Genomic DNA, 16,681 nt, shown 5'->3' with positions numbered 1-16,681 from the left:
AGCGAGCATGCTGCTGCAGAGATTTCTTGTTCGTTTGATGACGATGCTGATCACACTGGTCGGCGTCGCCGTCGTCGTCTTCGTGGTCATCCGCGTGGCGCCCGGCGACCCGATCGCTATGATGCTGCCGCCCGGCGCCAGCAATGACGACATAGCGCGTCTGCGCGCGCTCTATGGGCTGGACAAGAGCATTGTGCAGCAGTTCTTCATCTGGCTCGCCGGCGTGCTGCATGGCGATTTCGGCACTTCGATCTCGCTGCGCCAGGATGTGCTCGGCCTCGTCTTCAACCGGCTGCCGGCGACGTTGGAATTGGCCACCGTCGCGCTGTTGATGGCGGTGGCGATCGGCGTCTCCGCTGCGATCCTCGGTGCGCGTTCGCGTGGCACGGCCGTCGAAGCCGGCATCGACATCGCCAGCGGCGCGACGCTCTCCATCCCCGATTTCCTGTGGGGCCTGGTGCTGATCCTGCTGTTCGGCGTGCTCATCCCGGTGTTCGACATTTCCGGTCGAGTGTCACCGCAACTCGACCTGCCCTTCGTCACCCAGTTCTATCTCGCCGAGAGCATTCTCAGGCTCCGCTTCGACCTCACCCGGGACCTGCTCAAGCACATGCTGATGCCGGCGATCGCGCTGGCGTTGCCGCTGGCGGCGATCATCGCGCAACTCCTGAAACAGTCGCTGAAGGAAGTGCTCGACCTCGACTATGTCGTGCTCGCGCGGGTCAAAGGCTTTTCCGAAACGCAGGTTATCCTGCGCGAGGCGTTGAAGAACGCGGCGCTGCCAACGCTGACGCTGGTGGGCGTGCAGTTCACCTTCCTGATCGGCGGCACGGTCATCGTCGAGCGGCTGTTCTCCTATGAGGGTCTCGGCAATATGGCGATCGATGCCGTCATCAACCGCGACCTGCCGCTGATCCAGGGCATCGTGCTGGTCTTCGCGCTGCTCTTCGTGCTGATCAACCTTGCCGTCGACATGATGTATGCGCTGCTCAATCCGAGGCTGCGTCATGGATGAGGCGCGCATTTCGCGACGGCGCTTCAGCCCGCGGCTATGGCTGGCCGGCGGCTGGCTTCTGCTGGCGCTGCTTGCGGCCATCTTGGCGCCGCTGATCGTACCGCAAGATCCGCTGGCGCAGGACCTGATGCTCGAGCGTCTGCCGCCCTTCTGGCTCGATGGCGCCGAGCCCGGCTATTGGCTGGGCACCGACAGCCTCGGCAGGGATCTCCTGTCACGGCTGATCTTCGGCGGCCGCATCGCCTTCATCGTCGCCTTCGCCGCGGCGGCGTCCGCCTGCATCATCGGCTCGGCGCTCGGGCTCATTGCCGGCTATTTCGGCGGTTGGGCCGACCGCGTCATCTCGCGCATCGTCGATGTCTGGATGGCGTTCCCGCCGGTGCTGTTCGCGATCCTCCTGGTCGCGGTGCTGGGCACCGGCTTGAGCTCCGTCATCATCGCCATCGCCGTCATCGACTGGACGCGCTTCTGCCGCGTGATCCGCGCCGAGGCGATGAGTCAGGCGCGCATGGACTATGTCGAGAGCGCGCGCATCGCCGGCTATGGCCGCATCGGCATCATGCTGCGCGAAGTCCTGCCCAATGTGCTGCCGTCGGTGGTGGCGCTCTTGTCGCTTGAGATGGGCATCGCCGTCATCGTCGAGGCGATCCTCTCCTTCGTCAATCTGTCGGTCTCGAGCGACGATCCGACCTGGGGCGGCATCATCGCCGAGGGCCGGCTGTCGATCCACCAGGCCTGGTGGGTGCTGGTGTTCCCGCTGATCACATTGATCCTCACCGTGCTGTCCTTCAGCCAGTTCGGCGAAGGATTGAAGACGCGATTCGATCCGGTGCTGCGATGAGCGCCAATATGGAACCATGCCTCGAAATCCGCTCCTTGAGCGCCGTGCTGTCCAACGGCCAGCGCGTGCTGCGCTCGGTGTCGCTCACCGTGCAGCCGGGCGAAGTCCGCGCGCTGGTCGGCGAGAGCGGCGCCGGCAAGACGATGATCGGCAAGGCGGTGCTCGGCGTGCTGCCGAAGAGCGTGCGCATCGTCGAGGGCGAGATGCTGATCGAGGGCGAGGATCTCGGCCGCCTCGATGCGAAGGCGCGGCGGACGCTGATCGGCGCGCGTACCGCGCTGATCCCACAGGACCCGCTCACCGCGCTCAACCCGTCGCGCCGCATCGGCCCGCAGATGACCGACCGGCTGGTGCGCATCCTCGGCTGGAGCGGCAAGAAGGCAGACAAGCGTATCCGGCAGTTGCTCGACGAGGTGCAGATCCGCGAGCCCGAACGTGTTCTGAAATGCTATCCGCACGAGCTCTCCGGCGGCATGCGCCAGCGCGTGCTGATCGCGGCCGCCTTCGCCGCCGAGCCCAGGCTGATGGTCGCCGACGAGCCGACGACGGCGCTGGACGTGACCGTGCAGAAGCAGATCCTGCGCCTCATCGCGCAATTGCAGCGCAACCACGGCACGGCGCTTCTGTTCGTCACGCACGATCTCGGTGTCGTCGCCAAGATCAGCCAAAAAGTGTCGGTGCTCTATGCCGGCAAGGTGGTCGAAGAAGCCGCGACCGCTGACCTCTTCGCATCGCCGCAGCACCCCTACACGCGGGCGCTGATCGCGGCGACGCCGCGCTATACCGATCCCTACGCATCGCTGAAGCCGGTGAACGAAACCGTGCTGGCCGGGCTCGCGGACGAGATCGCGGGCGCCGACAGGGCGTGGAGGCCAAGCCATGGCTGAGCCACTGTTTTCCGTCCGCGGGCTGAAGGTGGCGCTGCCCGACATGACGCGCAAGCCGCTGATCGGCCGGGCGCCACTGGCCGAGATCCTCAAAGGACTGGACTTCGACCTGCCCAAGGGATCGGTGACCGGCATCGTCGGCGAATCCGGTTCCGGCAAGTCGACGCTCGGCCGCGCGCTGGTGCGGCTGATCGAGCCGAGCGCCGGCTCGATCAGCTTCGAAGGGCGAGACATCGGCCATCTTTCGGAAGCGGAGCTCAGACCGCTGCGTCGCGACCTGCAGATGATCTTCCAGGACCCGATGTCCTCGCTCAACCCGCGGCACACCATCTTCAACATCATCGCGGCACCCTTGAGGCAGAACGGGCTTGGCGACCGGCTGAAGGAGCGCGTGGCGGAAGCCCTGCAACGCGTCGGCCTGCCGCAGAGTTTTGCCGGCCGCTACCGCCACGAGCTGTCCGGCGGGCAACGCCAGCGCGTCGGCATCGCACGGGCGCTGGCGCTGTCGCCGAAATTCGTTTTGGCCGACGAGATCGTCTCGGGCCTCGACGTCTCGACGCAGGCACAGATCCTGACGCTGCTGGAAAAGCTCGCGGCCGAGATGGGGCTGACGGTCGCCTTCATCAGCCATGATCTGTCGGTGATCCGGCGGCTCTGCCGGCAAGTCATCGTCATGCGCGAGGGAGGGATCGTCGAAGCCAGCGCAACCGACGCGCTCTTCGACAATCCGAAGGAGACTTACACGCGCGACCTGCTCGCTGCCATCCCGCTGCCTGAGATCGATGCGGACTGGCTGCAGCCGCCTGCAAAGGCGCCGGCATGAGAAAGGCAAACCTTGTCCGCACACCGAACAGCGGGCCTCGGATGTGCATGGGAGCAAAGTCAGCCCGCCAAAGGAGGGTGACATGAAATACGCCACAAGCGGCGCAATGGTCGGCGCAATCCTGTTCGGCTCAATGGGAACGGCTTCGGCCGACTCGATCCCCGGCATGCGCGGCCACGACCATACCGGCGTCACCGTGCCCGACATGAAGCAGGCCGTCGACTTCTTCACCAATGTGGTCGGTTGCAAGAAGGCGATGTCCTTCGGCCCGTTCGCCGACGACAAGGGCACCTTCATGCAGGACCTGCTCGGCGTCGATCCAAAAGCGGTAATCGAGGAGATCACCCTGGTGCGCTGCGGCTATGGATCGAACATCGAATTGTTCAAATACACCGCGCCCGACCAGAAGGACCTGACGCCGAAGAACAGCGACATCGGCGGCTTCCATATCGCCTTCTATGTCGACGATGTCGCCGCCGCGAAGGCCTATCTCGACGCCAAGGGCGTGAAGACCAGGATGGGTCCTCTGCCGGTCAAAGAAGGACCAGCCGCCGGCCAAACCATCCTCTATTTCCAGGCGCCCTGGGGACTGCAGCTGGAAGCGATCAGCTATCCCGACGGCATGGCTTACGAGAAAGGCGCCGAGACGGTGCTGTGGAGTCCCAAAGATCCAGCCAAGTGAGCTGATCGCGCCGCAATTGTTCAATTATGAAACTTTAAGCTTGAAATAATCGCCGGCAGGCGCGATACTGATGTTGGAACCGCCGGCCCCCCGGCGGTCCCTGATGCCCTTTGAGCGTTTGACGCAATTCCGGACGGGAAACCGCTGCGCACTTTTCCTGGAATTGCTCTAGAGGAGATCGCAAGACATGAAGGTTACGGTTCTCGGCGGCGGACCGGCCGGCCTCTATTTTGCCATTTCGCTGAAGCTGCGCGACGCCGCGCATGACGTGACGGTCTACGAGCGCAACCGCCCCGACGATACGTTCGGCTGGGGTGTGGTGCTGTCGGCCGAAACGCTGGAGAACCTGACCAGGAACGACCCTGTCAGCGCGGTCTGGATCAGGAAGCATTTTGCCTACTGGGACGACATCGCCGTCATCCATGACGGCGTGCGCACGGTGTCGACCGGCCACGGCTTCTGCGGCATCGGCCGCAAGCGGCTTTTAATCCTGCTCCAGCGCAGAGCGCGCGAGCTCGGCATCAAGATGATGTTCGAGACCGAGATTTCCGATCCTAAGCCGTTCATGGAAACGCACGACCTTGTCGTTGCGGCCGACGGATTGAACTCGAAGTCGCGCGCCACCTTCGCCAACGTCTTCAAGCCCGACATCGACACGCGCAAATGCAAGTTCGTGTGGCTCGGCACCACGCAGAAATTCGACGACGCGTTCACCTTCATCTTCGAAAAAACTGAGCACGGCTGGGTGTGGGCGCATGCCTACCAGTTCGACAGCGAGACCGCGACCTTCATCGTCGAATGCAGCGAACAGACCTGGGCTGCCTTCGGTTTCGGCGCGATGACGCAGCAGGAATCGATCGCGGTCTGCGAGCGCATTTTCGAAAAGCATCTCAGCGGCCATCCGCTGATGACCAATGCCAACCACATCAGAGGTTCGGCCTGGATCAACTTCCCGCGCGTGCTGTGCGAGCGCTGGTCTTACAAGAATCTGGCGCTGATGGGCGACGCGGCGGCATCGGCGCATTTCTCGATCGGCTCCGGCACGAAGCTGGCCCTGGAAAGCGCAGTCGCGCTCGCCGACTATGTCGAGTCCGAGTCCGACCTCGAAGCGGCCTTTCGCAAATACGAAGATGCTCGCCGCACCGAGGTGCTGAAACTGCAATCGGCGGCGCGCAACTCGCTCGAATGGTTCGAGGAAGTCGAACGTTATCTCGGGTTGGATCCAGTTCAATTCAACTATTCGCTGCTCACCCGCTCGCAGCGCATCAGCCACGAGAACCTTCGTCTGCGCGATGCCGAATGGCTGGCGGGCGCGGAGGAATGGTTCCAGCGCAAGGCCGGCGCCGGCGGCAACATGCTGCGCCGCGCGCCGATGTTCGCGCCATTCAGACTGCGCGAGATGGCGCTCACGAACCGCATCGTCGTCTCGCCGATGGCCCAGTACAAGGCGGTCGACGGCTGCCCGACCGACTGGCATTTCGCCCACTATGCCGAGCGCGCCAAGGGCGGGGCCGGGCTCGTTTATATCGAGATGACTTGCGTCAGCCCGGAGGGACGCATCACCCCGGGCTGCACCGGCTTCTACCAGCCCGAGCATGAGGTCGCCTGGAAGCGGCTGGTCGATTTCGTCCACGCCGAGACCGAAGCCAAGATCTGCGCCCAGATCGGCCATTCAGGCCCGAAGGGCTCGACCCGCCTCGGCTGGGAAGGAACGGACGAGCCGCTGCCGTCCGGCAACTGGCCGGTGATGGCGCCTTCAGCCGTGCCGTGGTCGCCGCAGAATCAGGTGCCGAAGGCGATGAACCGCGCCGACATGGACCTTGTGCGCGACCAGTTCGTCGCCTCGGCGGAGATGGCCGAGCGCTGCGGCTTCGACATGCTGGAGATCCATGCCGCGCATGGCTATCTGCTCTCCGCCTTCATCACGCCGCTGACCAACAGGCGCACCGACGACTATGGCGGCTCGCTGGAGAACCGCATGCGTTATCCGCTGGAGATCTTCCACGCGGTGCGCGCCGTGTGGCCGGCCGAAAAGCCTATCTCGGTGCGCATCTCGGCCAATGACTGGGTAGGGATCGAAGGCGTCACGCCGGCCGATGCGGTCGAGATCGCCAAGCTTCTGCATCAAACCGGCGTCGATCTCTGCGACGTCTCGGCCGGCCAGACCACAATCGCCGCCAAGCCGGTCTATGGCCGCATGTTCCAGACGCCGTTCTCCGACCGCATCCGGAACGAGGTCGGCATGGCGACGATGGCGGTCGGCAACATCTACGAGCCGGACCACGCCAACTCGATCCTGATGGCAGGACGCGCCGATCTGGTTGCGCTGGCCAGGCCGCATCTCAGCGATCCCTATTGGACGCTGCATGCGGCGGTCACCCTCGGCGATCGCGGCGTCAAATGGCCGGATCCTTATCTGCGCGGACGCGACCAGATCTACCGGCTGGCCGAACGCGAAGCGGCGGCAGGGCTGAAGGTATGAGCGCATTTATGTTTTCATGTCGGCGCCGCCCCTCATCCGCCTGCCGGCACCTTCTCCCCGTGAAGGACGGGGAGAAGGCACAAGCTCAAACGCTGGCGGCCCCCTCTCCCCGTCCTTCACGGGGAGAGGGTAAGGGTGAGTGGCAGCGCCTTGCCTGGAGGATTGGCGCATGATCACCGGCAAGCATGCCCTGGTCACCGGCGGCGGCTCCGGCGTCGGCCGTGCGATCGCACTGGCGCTGGCGGAAGCCGGCGTCGAGGTCACCATCTGCGGCCGCCGTAAGGCCGTGCTGAATGAAGTCGCGAAGGAAAACGCCCGCATCTTCGGCATCGCCGCCGATGTCACCGACGAAGCCGACCTGACGGCGCTGTACGAGAAGGCCGAGGCGGCGCGCGGTCCCTTCGAGATCGTCGTCGCCAATGCCGGGATGGCTGCCAGCGCGCCGGCGCACAAGACCTCGCTCGCCGATTGGCAGCGCACGCTCGACGTCAACCTCACCGGCGCTTTCCTGACCGTGAAGCCGGCGCTTGCCGGCATGCTGGCGCGAAAGTCAGGCCGTATCGTTTTCATTGCCTCGACCGCCGGACTGAAGGGCTACGCGTATGTCGCGCCCTATGTGGCGGCCAAGCATGGCGTCATCGGGCTGATGCGGGCGCTCGCAGCCGAGACCGCCAAGTCCGGCATCACCGTCAACGCCATCTGCCCGGGCTTCGTCGAAACCGACCTGCTGGAGGAATCCATCCAGCGCATCGTCGAGAAGACCGGCCGTTCCGCCGATGAGGCACGCGCGAGCCTTTCGGCTGCGAACCCGCAGGCGCGTTTCATCCAGCCGGAAGAGGTCGCCGCGGCGGTGCTCTGGCTCTGCGGCGATGCGGCGCGGTCGATCACAGGACAGGCGATCTCGGTCTCGGGAGGCGAGACATGGTAGCGGGACCGACGTCTATCGGGCCGGGCAAGGACAGGCTGCGGCTGTGGATCCGCCTGCTGCGTGCTTCGCGCACGATCGAGGCCGAGCTGCGCGAGCGGCTGAAGAAGGAGTTCGACACCACGCTGCCGCGCTTCGACGTCATGGCGGCGCTCTACCGCTCGCCGGAGGGCATGCTGATGAGCGACCTGTCGCGATTCCTGCTGGTGTCGAACGGCAATATCACCGGCATCGTCGACCGCCTGGTCTCCGAAGGGCTGGTGACGCGCGCGCGCCGCAACGGCGACCGCCGCACCTCGATGGTGCGGCTGACCGAAGAAGGTTCGAAGTCTTTCGCGGCAATCGCCGCGGCGCATGAGAACTGGGTCGGCGAGCTCCTCGGCACTGTCAGCGAGGACGAAGCGCGCCGGCTGACCGGCATGCTGAAATCGTTCCGCAGCAATTGGGAGGGACGCGAATGAGCGCCATGGCCAAGCTCAAGCCGAAGCACTTCCTCTGGGAGGTGGAAGGCAGGGTCGCGAAGGTCCGGCTCGACCGGCCGGAGCGCAAGAACCCGCTGACCTTCGACAGTTATGCGGAGCTGCGCGGCACTTTTCGCGATCTCGCTTACGCCGATGATGTCGATGCCGTGGCGTTCCTGCCCAATGGCGGCAATTTCTGCTCGGGCGGCGATGTCCACGACATCATCGGACCCTTGGTCAAGATGGACATGAAGGCGCTGCTCTCCTTCACGCGCATGACCGGCGACTTCGTCAAAGCCATGCTGAATTGCGGCAAGCCGATCATCGCGGCGGTGGATGGCGTCGCCGTCGGCGCCGGCGCGATCATCGCCATGGCCTCCGACATCCGCATCGCGACGCCGGAAGCAAAGACCGCCTTCCTGTTCACCCGCGTCGGCCTTGCCGGGTGCGACATGGGCGCCTGCGCGATCTTGCCCCGCATCATCGGCCAGGGCCGCGCCGCCGAGCTGCTTTACACCGGCCGCACCATGAGCGCGGCCGAAGGCGAACGTTGGGGGTTTTACAATCGGCTGGTCGATGCGGCGGTGCTCGAGGCCGACGCGCTCGAGATGGCAGCTCGCATCGTCTCCGGCCCGACCTTCGCGCACGGCATCACCAAGACGCAGTTGAACCAGGAATGGTCGATGGGTCTCGACCAGGCGATCGAGGCGGAAGCGCAGGCACAGGCGATCTGCATGCAGACCGGCGATTTCGAGCGCGCCTACAAGGCGTTCGTGGCCAAGGAAAAGCCGGTGTTCGAGGGGAATTGAGATGAGCGCGATGCTGGATACGTTGGCAGGACAGAGGGGGGCGCCGTAAAGTGCAAACCTCGCAGAAGTGCGGAGGCACCGATGCCTGACCGTTCCTTCCTCAACTGGCCCTTCTTTGAAAACCGCCATCGCGAACTTGCCGAAAATCTCGACGCCTGGTGTGCCAAGAACCTGCCCGTCGATCACCACGATGTCGACGCGGCCTGCCGCAACCTCGTCTCCATGTTCGGCCGCGACGGCTGGCTGAAGCCGACGGCGCTCGACCCCGACAAGCCGGGGCCGCTCGACGTGCGTACGCTCTGCATCACGCGCGAGACGCTGGCGCGCCATGACGGGCTCGCCGACTTCGCCTTCGCCATGCAGGGACTTGGCACCGGCGCGATCTCGCTGTTCGGCACACCGGAGCAGCAGCGCTGGCTGCAAAAGACGCGGGCGGGCCAGGCGATCGCAGCCTTTGCGCTGTCGGAGCCGCGCTCGGGATCGGATGTCGCCAACATGGAAATGGCGGCTGTCCGCGACGGCGATTTCTACTTGCTCTCGGGCGAGAAGACCTGGATCTCCAATGGGGGCATTGCCGACGTCTATATCGTCTTCGCCCGCACCGGCGAGGCGCCCGGCGCCAAGGGAATTTCCGCTTTGATCGTGCCTGCGGACATCAAAGGCCTTGGCATCGCCGAACGATTGGAAGTTATCGCCCCGCATCCACTCGCGCGGCTCTCGTTCGACAATGTGCGCGTTCCGGCTTCCGCCCTGATCGGCAAACCCGGCGACGGTTTTCGGATCGCCATGTCGGTGCTCGACGTCTTCCGCTCGACGGTGGGCGCCGCAGCGCTCGGCTTTGCTCGAAGAGCGTTGGACGAAAGCATCAAAAGGGTGTCCGAGCGAAAACTGTTCGGCGCGCCGATGGCCGAACTGCAGATGGTGCAGGGCCACATCGCCGACATGGCGCTGGATGTCGACGCCGCTGCCCTGCTCGTCTATCGCGCCGCCTGGACCAAGGATATGGGCGCCGCTCGCGTCACTCGCGAGGCGGCAATGGCCAAGCTGTTCGCCACGGACACCGCGCAGGAAGTGATCGACAAGGCGGTGCAGCTGCATGGCGGCGACGGCGTGCGCAAGGGCCACATCGTCGAGAGACTCTATCGCGAGATACGCGCGCTGCGCATCTATGAGGGCGCTTCCGACGTGCAGAAAGTGGTGATCGCCAGGCAAGTGATGGGAGCGGCGTGAGATCATGCTTGCGGACCGCATTTCACTTAAGGGAGGCTAGACATGCACACGATCCTGCAGCCGGAAGGCTGGGCCAAACCGATCGGCTATGCCAACGGCGTTGCCGCGCGTGGCCGGCTGGTCTTCATCGGCGGCCAGGTCGGCTGGAATGCCGAGTGCCGGTTCGAGACCGACGATTTCGTCGATCAGGTGCGCCAGACCCTCACCAATGTCGTCGCCGTTCTCGCCGAGGCCGGCGGGGAGCCGCAACACATCACCTCGATGACCTGGTATTTTACCGACAAGGCCGAGTACCTCGCTAACCTCAAAGGGATCGGCGAAGCCTACCGCGCCGTCATCGGCCGGCATTTTCCGGCGATGGCCGCCATGCAGGTGGTGGCGCTGGTCGAGGACCGGGCGAAGGTGGAGATACAGGCAATCGCAATTATTCCGGAGTGAGCCGGAGGCGCTACTGGCTTCTATTTCGCAATGGCCTGAAGCCGCGAAGGCGGCTACGCCAACTCGGCGCTGACGCTCGAGGGATCGTATCTGCCTTCCGTCCGTCAGCATTGCCGTGACAGTACGGCAACGGCCGCTTGGCTGCCGCGACAATCTGTGATCAGATGATCATACCCGCGTCGGCGGATATTCGCACATAAACTTTGCCGGCACCAAGGAAAGCAAACGCGTGGCTCTGGGCTTCGAACCAGTATCGGGACGCATCACCGTCCAGGATGGCGTCTACCAGCAGCTTCGCCATGCCCTCATGGTCGGCAGCTTCGATCCCGGGCAGGTGCTGACCATCGCCTCGCTGGCGGAGGCTTTCGGCACCTCAAACATGCCGGTGCGCGAGGCGTTGCGGCGGCTGGCGGCAGAGAACGCGCTGGAAATCTCGCAGAACGGCTCAGCCTGCGTGCCGGTGGTGACGCGGGCGCGGCTCGACGACCTCTGCCGGGCCCGGCTCGCCGTCGAGGGGCTGGCCGCCGAGCTTGGCGCGCCGCGCCTGACCGCAGCCGAGATCGGCTTGCTGCAAAGGGTTACTGACGACCAGCAGGCGATCGGCCGCGACGGCAGCATCTACGAGCTGATCGCCAAGAACCAGCAGTTCCACTTCACCATCTACCGCGCCTCCGGTTCCGATGTGCTGTTTCAGCTGATCGAGACGCTGTGGCTGCGCTTCGGTCCGTACATGCGGCTGTTGTCCAACCATGTCGCGCCGCTGATGCGCGCCGGCACCATGGAGCCTTCGGGCCGGCACGCCGCGATCATAGCGGCCATCAAGGACAAGGATTTCACCCGCGCACGCGACGAGGTGGTGGCCGATATCACGGCGACACAAGCGACTTTGCGGGCGATCTGTCCTGACGTGCCGGGGCCCAGACCGGTCGATTTTGGCGCTTTCGGAAGGGCGCCTTGATAGGCGGCCGCCGCAGAGTGGCTTCGAAGCCGCCTGGGCCAAGCTCCTGGACCAAGAGAACAGCCGGATTTTGAGGCGCTGACCCCGCATTTCTTCAGCCGCGGCGCATTGATCCCTGTCCGTATTTGTGATCACATGATCACAGGGAGCGAGACAGCGAATGTCCGGCTATTTTCTCTATCATTCGATCGGCACCTTCCCCGGCAAGGCCGAGCGAATGGCCGCCTCGCTGACGGATTTCTCGAACATCTGGTCGGCGGAAGACGACGGTCAGTGGCCTGCCGCGCTTGCGGCGCGGCAACGCTTCATCGATGCCTGGAGGCGGCTGATCGAGGCGCCGCAAGGCACGCTGACCACGGCCGAGAATGTCACCGCTGCGCTCTATAGCCTGATCGGTGGCTTGCCGACGGAGCGGCTGGCGGGAAAGCGGCTGCTGGTCGCCGCCGACTGTTTTCCGAGCCTGCATTTCCTGCTGGCGGGCTTGGGAGAGCGTTTCGGCTTCACTCTCGACACCGTCCCATTGCGGCCTGGCGAGACCTGGGTTCGCGACCAGGATTTCATCGAGCGCTGGCAGGCGGATGTCGGGCTCGCGCTCATTACCTTCGTCACCTCGACGGCCTCGCACCGCTGCGATGTCGGCCGCCTCGCCGCGCATGGCCGCGCCGTGGGCAGCGTAGTCGGCGTTGATGTCACACAAGGCATCGGCGTGGCGCCGTTTTCGGTTGCCGCGACGCCGGTCGATTTCGTCGTCTCGACTTCGCTCAAATGGCTGTGTGGATCCTCCGGCGCCGGCATTTTGCAGGTCGCGCCTGACCTTCTGGCGTCCTGCCGGCCGGAGTTGCGGGGCTGGTTCAGTCAGCCGAACCCGTTCTCCTGGGACCTCGACGCTTTCACTTACACCGACGATGCGCGCCGCTTCGATCATGGCACGCCGGCGATCCTGGCAAGCGTCGCCTCGCTGCCCGGGCTGGAGTGGGTGGAACAGACCGGCATCGACATCATCCGCGCGCAGAATGCCGGGCTCGTCGAGCGTATCATCGGCGCCGCGCTGGAGAATGGCTGGGAGATCCGCTCGCCGCTCGATGCCAGTGAACGCGGCGGCAGCGTGATGCTCGGCCTGCCGCAAGGCACCGAGCCGGCGAAGATCATAGCTGCGCTTCGCGACGAGCGGCTTTACTGCGATGCGCGCGGCAGAACGCTGCGGCTGTCTCCCGGCATCGTCACCACAGAGACGGCGGTCGACGCGCTGATCGCACAACTCACTGAGCATATCGGTTCGCGGCGACGCCGCGCGTCGTGAAATTCAGGTACCGCCTCGCCTGCGGCGCCCGGGAGTTTGGCGCCGGAAAGGGGCGGATCAGGAACCGAACCAGAGGGAAGCAAGATGTTGAAACGTCTAGGACTGATTGGGATGGCCGTCGCTGCCGGCCTCGCCTTTGCGGCGCCCGCCTTCGCCGACAAGATCATGGTGGGCGCCTATCCAGCCAACCCGCCATGGGAATACAAGACCGATTCCGGTGCCTTCGAGGGGTTTGAGATCGACGTCGCCAATGATGTCGCCAAGCGCATCGGCGCAGAGGTCGAGTTCCAGGACCTCGGCTTCCAGGCGCTGTTCGCAGCGACCGCTTCGGGCCGCATCGACTTTGCCGTGTCCTCGATCTCGGTCACCAAGGAGCGGCTGCAGAACCAGGGCTTCACGCAAGCCTATTACGACAGCGACGGTACCATCGTCGGCAAGGCGGATTCCGCCATCAAATCGCTCGACGATCTGAAGGGCAAGACCATCGGGGTCATCGCCGGCTCGACAGGCGAAGCCTACATGAAGGAGAACGCCGCCAAGCTCGGCGTTGCAGAGACCAAGAGCTACAACGCCCAGCAGGACCTTCTGCTCGACGTGCAGAACGGCCGCATCGACGGCGGCGCGGGCGAGCTCGCCGGCTTCCTGTTCGCCATCAAGCAGATGCCAGCGCTAAAGATCCTGGTGCGCATCCCGACCGGCGAGCGCTTCGCCATGATGACCAAGAAGGGCCATCCGCTGCTTGAAAAAGTCAACGACGCCATCAGCGAAATGAAGAAGGATGGCACCATGGCCGCGATCCACAAGAAGTGGTTCGGCGTCGATCCGGAAGCCGGCACCAGCACGGTGACGCCTGGCCCGATCCCGCAATAAGCCGGCTAATCAGAAATTCCGACGAGAGCGGCAGCAAGAGTTGGCGCTCTCGCTTCGACCATTTGGGTCTCGCCCAACACGGCGAACCTTGTCTCACGGTGAGCGCCGATGGAACTGATCGACACCTTCTTCAACTGGGGCATCCTGGTCCGATCGTTTCCGATCCTGATCCGCGGTCTTGGCAACACCATTCTGCTCGGCTGCGCGGCGATCATCTTCGGCACGATCGGCGGGCTGGCGATCTGCCTGGTGCGGCTCTACGCGCCGAAGCCGCTCAGGCGGCTGGCGACGCTCTATATCGACATGTTCCGCGCGCTTCCGATCCTGGTGGTGCTGATCCTGATCTACTACGCCCTGCCCTTCATCGGCATCCGCCTGTCGTCCTTCGTCTCGGCAGCACTTGCGCTGTCACTGGTGTTGGCGGCCTTCACGGCGGAAGTCTGCCGCGCCGGCATCGAGAACATTCCGAAGGGCCAGTTCGAGGCGGCGTCGGCGCTCGGCCTGCCCTTTTGGGTCGCCATGCGCAAGGTGATCCTGCCGCAAGCGATCCGTGTCGTCATTCCGCCGCTCACCAGCAACTGCGTCTCGGTGTTCAAGGACACCGCGCTCGCCTCGGTGGTGGCGATGCCGGACCTCTTGAAGCAGGCGACCGACGCGCAGGCGCTGATGGCCAATCCGACGCCGCTGATCGGCGCGGCGATCATCTATCTCGCCTTCCTGTGGCCGCTGGTGCGGCTGGTCGGCTACCTCGAAGAGCGCGGCAAAGCTCGGTCCGCGCACTGATCCCCTTAGAATGACCTCGATTAGCTGAAGGAGACTCCCGTGAACCAGCACCATGTTTCGAAAGCGCAGGAGAGCGCCGCTTCGTTCCCGGTCGAGAAGATCCGCGCCATGTTCCCGGCGCTCCGGCAGGCCGGCGACTTCATCTTCATGGACAACGCCGCCGGTGCGCAGATCCCGCAAAGCGTGCTCGACGCGGTGACCAGCCATCTGGTGGCGCACAACGTGCAGCGCGGCGGCCGCTACGGCCGCAGCGTCACCGTCGACCAGTCCGTCGCCGAAGCGCGTGAGAGTGTGGCGCTCCTGATCAACGCCTACAGCCCGTCCGAAATCTGCTTCGGCATGAACGCCACCTCGTTCATCCGCCTTGTCAGTGTCGGCATCGGCCAGATGCTTTCGGAACGCGACGAGATCGTCGTCACCGACATGGACCATGACGCCAACATCGCCACGTGGTTGGCGCTGGAGCAGGCCGGCGCCAGGTTCAAATGGTGGCGCATGCGCGAGGACGGCAATCTGCATGTCGACGACCTCAAGCCGCTGATGTCGGACCGCACCCGGCTCGTCGCCTGCACGGTGACCGCGCACTCGATCGGCTCGATTGTCGATGTCGCTTCGGTTGCCAAGATCGCGCATGCGGCAGGCGCGGAAGTGTTCCTCGACTGCGTGCACTACGGGCCGCACGGGCTGATCGACGTGCAGGCCTGGGACTGCGACTATCTCGTCTGCTCAGGCTACAAGAATTTCTCGCCGCATATGGGGTTTCTCTGGGGCCGCTTCGAAACGTTGAAGCGGCTGCCGACCTTCCGCGAGGACTTCATCCCGGATGAGCCGCCCTACAAGGTCGAGGCCGGCACCTTCATCTACGAGAATGTCTCCGGCATGGACGCAGCGGTGCGCTACCTGGAGTCGATCGGCCGCAATTTCTTGGCCGAGAACAACCGCTCGCGCCGCGACAACATCGCCGCCGGCATGAACGCCATCCGCGAGTACGAGCTGACGCTGGCGCGCGAGATGATGAAGGTGCTGAAGGCCTGCGGCGCGACAATTTACGGCGTCGCCGACGAGGCGCGCATCCATGAGCGCGTGCCGACCTTCTGCTTCAACATCGGCACACTGTCGCCGCAGAGGATCGTCGAGGAGATAGCGGCCTTGCAGATCGGCATCCGCGACGGTCATATGTACGCGCCGCGGCTGATGAAGCGGCTCCACCTGTCGATGGACAGCGGCGCGATCCGCGCCTCGCTGGTGCACTACAACACGGTCGAGGAAGTGCACCGTTTCGGCGAAGCGCTGCGGGCAATCATTGCGAAGCTGTCGTGACGCCCGGACGTCTGGTCGAGCCTACGCCGCCTTCTTCGCCAGCCTCGCCTTGATGCTTGCCACGTCGGCGCGCGGCGTCGCGGCGAAAAGCGTCTTGGTGTAGCTGTGCTTGGGGTCCGAGAAGACCTCGTCGCGCGAGCCGTATTCGACCGCCTCGCCGAAATACATCACCATCACGTCGTCGGCGATATAACGCACCACCGACAGATCGTGGCTGATGAAGACATAGGTCAGCTTGAACTCGTCCTGCAGGTCGGCGAGCAGGTTGAGCACCTGCGCCTGCACCGAAAGATCGAGCGCCGAGACCGGCTCGTCCAGCACCAGCAGGCTCGGGTTCAGCATCAGTGCGCGGGCAATGGCGATGCGCTGGCGCTGACCGCCGGAGAACATATGCGGATAGCGGTTGTAGTGCTCGGGGCCGAGGCCGACCTTCTTCAACATCTTCATCGCTAGGTCGCGGCGTTCCTCGGCCGGCTTGTCGGTATTGATCAGCAGCGGCTCGCCGAGCACGTCGCCGATCTTTTGACGCGGGTTGAGCGACCCGTAGGGATTCTGAAAGACGATCTGCACCTTGCGGCGCATTTCCTTGGTCAACCCGTCCTTCGCGATGTCGACCTTGTTGCCGTCGATGAACAAATCGCCGGCGGTCGCGGGATCGATCAGCGTGATGATGCGGGCGAGCGTGGACTTGCCGCAGCCGCTTTCGCCGACGATGGCGAGCGTCTTGCCCTTATCGACGCTGAAGGAGACGTCCTTCACCGCATGCACCGTGCGCGCGGGGCGGAACAGGCCGCCGCCGACATGGTAGTCGCGTTTGATGTTCTTGCCTTCGACAACCTTGGTCATGCGCCGGCTCC

General features: G+C 64.5%; 17 protein-coding genes. 16 read left to right on the top strand and 1 reads right to left on the bottom strand.

The window, feature by feature from the left end:
• Positions 1-7: 7 nt before the first annotated feature.
• The 16 genes from P9230_RS08390 (at position 8) to P9230_RS08315 (ending at position 15,824) form a co-directional block, all read left to right on the top strand.
• Positions 8-1,015 (top strand): ABC transporter permease, encoded by a 1,008-nt coding sequence (locus P9230_RS08390; RefSeq protein WP_278118419.1) that lies wholly within the window; start codon positions 8-10, stop codon positions 1,013-1,015.
• The gene (locus P9230_RS08385) at positions 1,008-1,856 is read left to right on the top strand and encodes an ABC transporter permease (protein ID WP_278118417.1); all 849 of its coding nucleotides are present in this window, start codon (positions 1,008-1,010) and stop codon (positions 1,854-1,856) included. Before P9230_RS08390 ends, P9230_RS08385 begins: the two co-directional genes overlap by 8 nt.
• An 8-nt stretch (positions 1,857-1,864) precedes the next feature.
• Positions 1,865-2,743 carry an ABC transporter ATP-binding protein gene (locus P9230_RS08380; RefSeq protein WP_278118415.1) on the top strand — a complete coding sequence of 293 codons (879 nt, stop codon included), beginning with the start codon at positions 1,865-1,867 and terminating at the stop codon, positions 2,741-2,743.
• Positions 2,736-3,566 carry an ATP-binding cassette domain-containing protein gene (locus P9230_RS08375; protein ID WP_067324427.1) on the top strand — a complete coding sequence of 277 codons (831 nt, stop codon included), beginning with the start codon at positions 2,736-2,738 and terminating at the stop codon, positions 3,564-3,566. The genes P9230_RS08380 and P9230_RS08375 overlap by 8 nt, the downstream gene beginning before the upstream one ends.
• Before the next feature lie 82 nt (positions 3,567-3,648).
• Positions 3,649-4,248, top strand: a complete 600-nt coding sequence (locus tag P9230_RS08370; RefSeq protein ID WP_067324425.1) for a VOC family protein — start codon at positions 3,649-3,651, stop codon at positions 4,246-4,248.
• Positions 4,249-4,435: 187 nt separating this feature from the next.
• Complete coding sequence (locus tag P9230_RS08365; RefSeq protein ID WP_278118411.1) at positions 4,436-6,730, top strand: bifunctional salicylyl-CoA 5-hydroxylase/oxidoreductase; 2,295 nt, start codon at positions 4,436-4,438, stop codon at positions 6,728-6,730.
• Positions 6,731-6,899: 169 nt separating this feature from the next.
• Positions 6,900-7,658, top strand: coding sequence for an SDR family NAD(P)-dependent oxidoreductase (locus P9230_RS08360; RefSeq protein ID WP_278118409.1), 759 nt, complete (start codon positions 6,900-6,902; stop codon positions 7,656-7,658).
• Positions 7,652-8,116: a MarR family transcriptional regulator gene (locus P9230_RS08355; protein WP_067324419.1), complete on the top strand. Its 465-nt coding sequence runs from the start codon at positions 7,652-7,654 to the stop codon at positions 8,114-8,116. The genes P9230_RS08360 and P9230_RS08355 overlap by 7 nt, the downstream gene beginning before the upstream one ends.
• Entirely contained in the window at positions 8,113-8,925 is an 813-nt protein-coding gene (locus tag P9230_RS08350; RefSeq protein ID WP_278118407.1) for an enoyl-CoA hydratase family protein, read from the top strand. Before P9230_RS08355 ends, P9230_RS08350 begins: the two co-directional genes overlap by 4 nt.
• An 81-nt stretch (positions 8,926-9,006) precedes the next feature.
• Entirely contained in the window at positions 9,007-10,155 is a 1,149-nt protein-coding gene (locus tag P9230_RS08345; protein ID WP_278118405.1) for an acyl-CoA dehydrogenase family protein, read from the top strand.
• A 42-nt stretch (positions 10,156-10,197) separates the two neighbouring features.
• On the top strand, positions 10,198-10,593 hold the full coding sequence (locus P9230_RS08340) for a RidA family protein (protein WP_067003651.1): 396 nt from the start codon (positions 10,198-10,200) through the stop codon (positions 10,591-10,593).
• Positions 10,594-10,822: 229 nt separating this feature from the next.
• Complete coding sequence (locus tag P9230_RS08335; RefSeq protein ID WP_278118403.1) at positions 10,823-11,551, top strand: GntR family transcriptional regulator; 729 nt, start codon at positions 10,823-10,825, stop codon at positions 11,549-11,551.
• A 160-nt stretch (positions 11,552-11,711) separates the two neighbouring features.
• Positions 11,712-12,851, top strand: a complete 1,140-nt coding sequence (locus tag P9230_RS08330) for an aminotransferase class V-fold PLP-dependent enzyme (RefSeq protein ID WP_278118401.1) — start codon at positions 11,712-11,714, stop codon at positions 12,849-12,851.
• Between the two features lie 84 nt (positions 12,852-12,935).
• Positions 12,936-13,721 (top strand): ABC transporter substrate-binding protein, encoded by a 786-nt coding sequence (locus P9230_RS08325; RefSeq protein ID WP_067003647.1) that lies wholly within the window; start codon positions 12,936-12,938, stop codon positions 13,719-13,721.
• Positions 13,722-13,829: 108 nt separating this feature from the next.
• Positions 13,830-14,504, top strand: coding sequence for an amino acid ABC transporter permease (locus tag P9230_RS08320; protein WP_067324409.1), 675 nt, complete (start codon positions 13,830-13,832; stop codon positions 14,502-14,504).
• A 39-nt stretch (positions 14,505-14,543) separates the two neighbouring features.
• The gene (locus P9230_RS08315; RefSeq protein WP_278118399.1) at positions 14,544-15,824 is read left to right on the top strand and encodes a cysteine desulfurase-like protein; all 1,281 of its coding nucleotides are present in this window, start codon (positions 14,544-14,546) and stop codon (positions 15,822-15,824) included.
• Between the two features lie 21 nt (positions 15,825-15,845).
• Here P9230_RS08315 and P9230_RS08310 read toward each other — a convergent pair whose 3' ends face one another.
• Complete coding sequence (locus P9230_RS08310) at positions 15,846-16,670, bottom strand: dipeptide ABC transporter ATP-binding protein (protein WP_278118396.1); 825 nt, start codon at positions 16,668-16,670, stop codon at positions 15,846-15,848.
• Positions 16,671-16,681 lie beyond the last annotated feature (11 nt).

Origin of the sequence: Mesorhizobium sp. WSM4887 (assembly GCF_029625865.1) — a bacterium.
GTDB lineage: Bacteria > Pseudomonadota > Alphaproteobacteria > Rhizobiales > Rhizobiaceae > Mesorhizobium.
This window is presented reverse-complemented; position numbering and strand designations above follow the sequence as displayed.

Coding starts and splice junctions, on each gene's coding strand:
- P9230_RS08360 (WP_278118409.1), top strand. CDS start 6,900: ATGATCACCGGCAAGCATGCCCTGGTCACCGGCGGCGGCTCCGGCGTC.
- P9230_RS08340 (WP_067003651.1), top strand. CDS start 10,198: ATGCACACGATCCTGCAGCCGGAAGGCTGGGCCAAACCGATCGGCTAT.
- P9230_RS08355 (WP_067324419.1), top strand. CDS start 7,652: ATGGTAGCGGGACCGACGTCTATCGGGCCGGGCAAGGACAGGCTGCGG.
- P9230_RS08385 (WP_278118417.1), top strand. CDS start 1,008: ATGGATGAGGCGCGCATTTCGCGACGGCGCTTCAGCCCGCGGCTATGG.
- P9230_RS08325 (WP_067003647.1), top strand. CDS start 12,936: ATGTTGAAACGTCTAGGACTGATTGGGATGGCCGTCGCTGCCGGCCTC.
- P9230_RS08345 (WP_278118405.1), top strand. CDS start 9,007: ATGCCTGACCGTTCCTTCCTCAACTGGCCCTTCTTTGAAAACCGCCAT.
- P9230_RS08330 (WP_278118401.1), top strand. CDS start 11,712: ATGTCCGGCTATTTTCTCTATCATTCGATCGGCACCTTCCCCGGCAAG.
- P9230_RS08320 (WP_067324409.1), top strand. CDS start 13,830: ATGGAACTGATCGACACCTTCTTCAACTGGGGCATCCTGGTCCGATCG.
- P9230_RS08375 (WP_067324427.1), top strand. CDS start 2,736: ATGGCTGAGCCACTGTTTTCCGTCCGCGGGCTGAAGGTGGCGCTGCCC.
- P9230_RS08390 (WP_278118419.1), top strand. CDS start 8: ATGCTGCTGCAGAGATTTCTTGTTCGTTTGATGACGATGCTGATCACA.
- P9230_RS08370 (WP_067324425.1), top strand. CDS start 3,649: ATGAAATACGCCACAAGCGGCGCAATGGTCGGCGCAATCCTGTTCGGC.
- P9230_RS08310 (WP_278118396.1), bottom strand. CDS start 16,670: ATGACCAAGGTTGTCGAAGGCAAGAACATCAAACGCGACTACCATGTC.
- P9230_RS08380 (WP_278118415.1), top strand. CDS start 1,865: ATGGAACCATGCCTCGAAATCCGCTCCTTGAGCGCCGTGCTGTCCAAC.
- P9230_RS08350 (WP_278118407.1), top strand. CDS start 8,113: ATGAGCGCCATGGCCAAGCTCAAGCCGAAGCACTTCCTCTGGGAGGTG.
- P9230_RS08365 (WP_278118411.1), top strand. CDS start 4,436: ATGAAGGTTACGGTTCTCGGCGGCGGACCGGCCGGCCTCTATTTTGCC.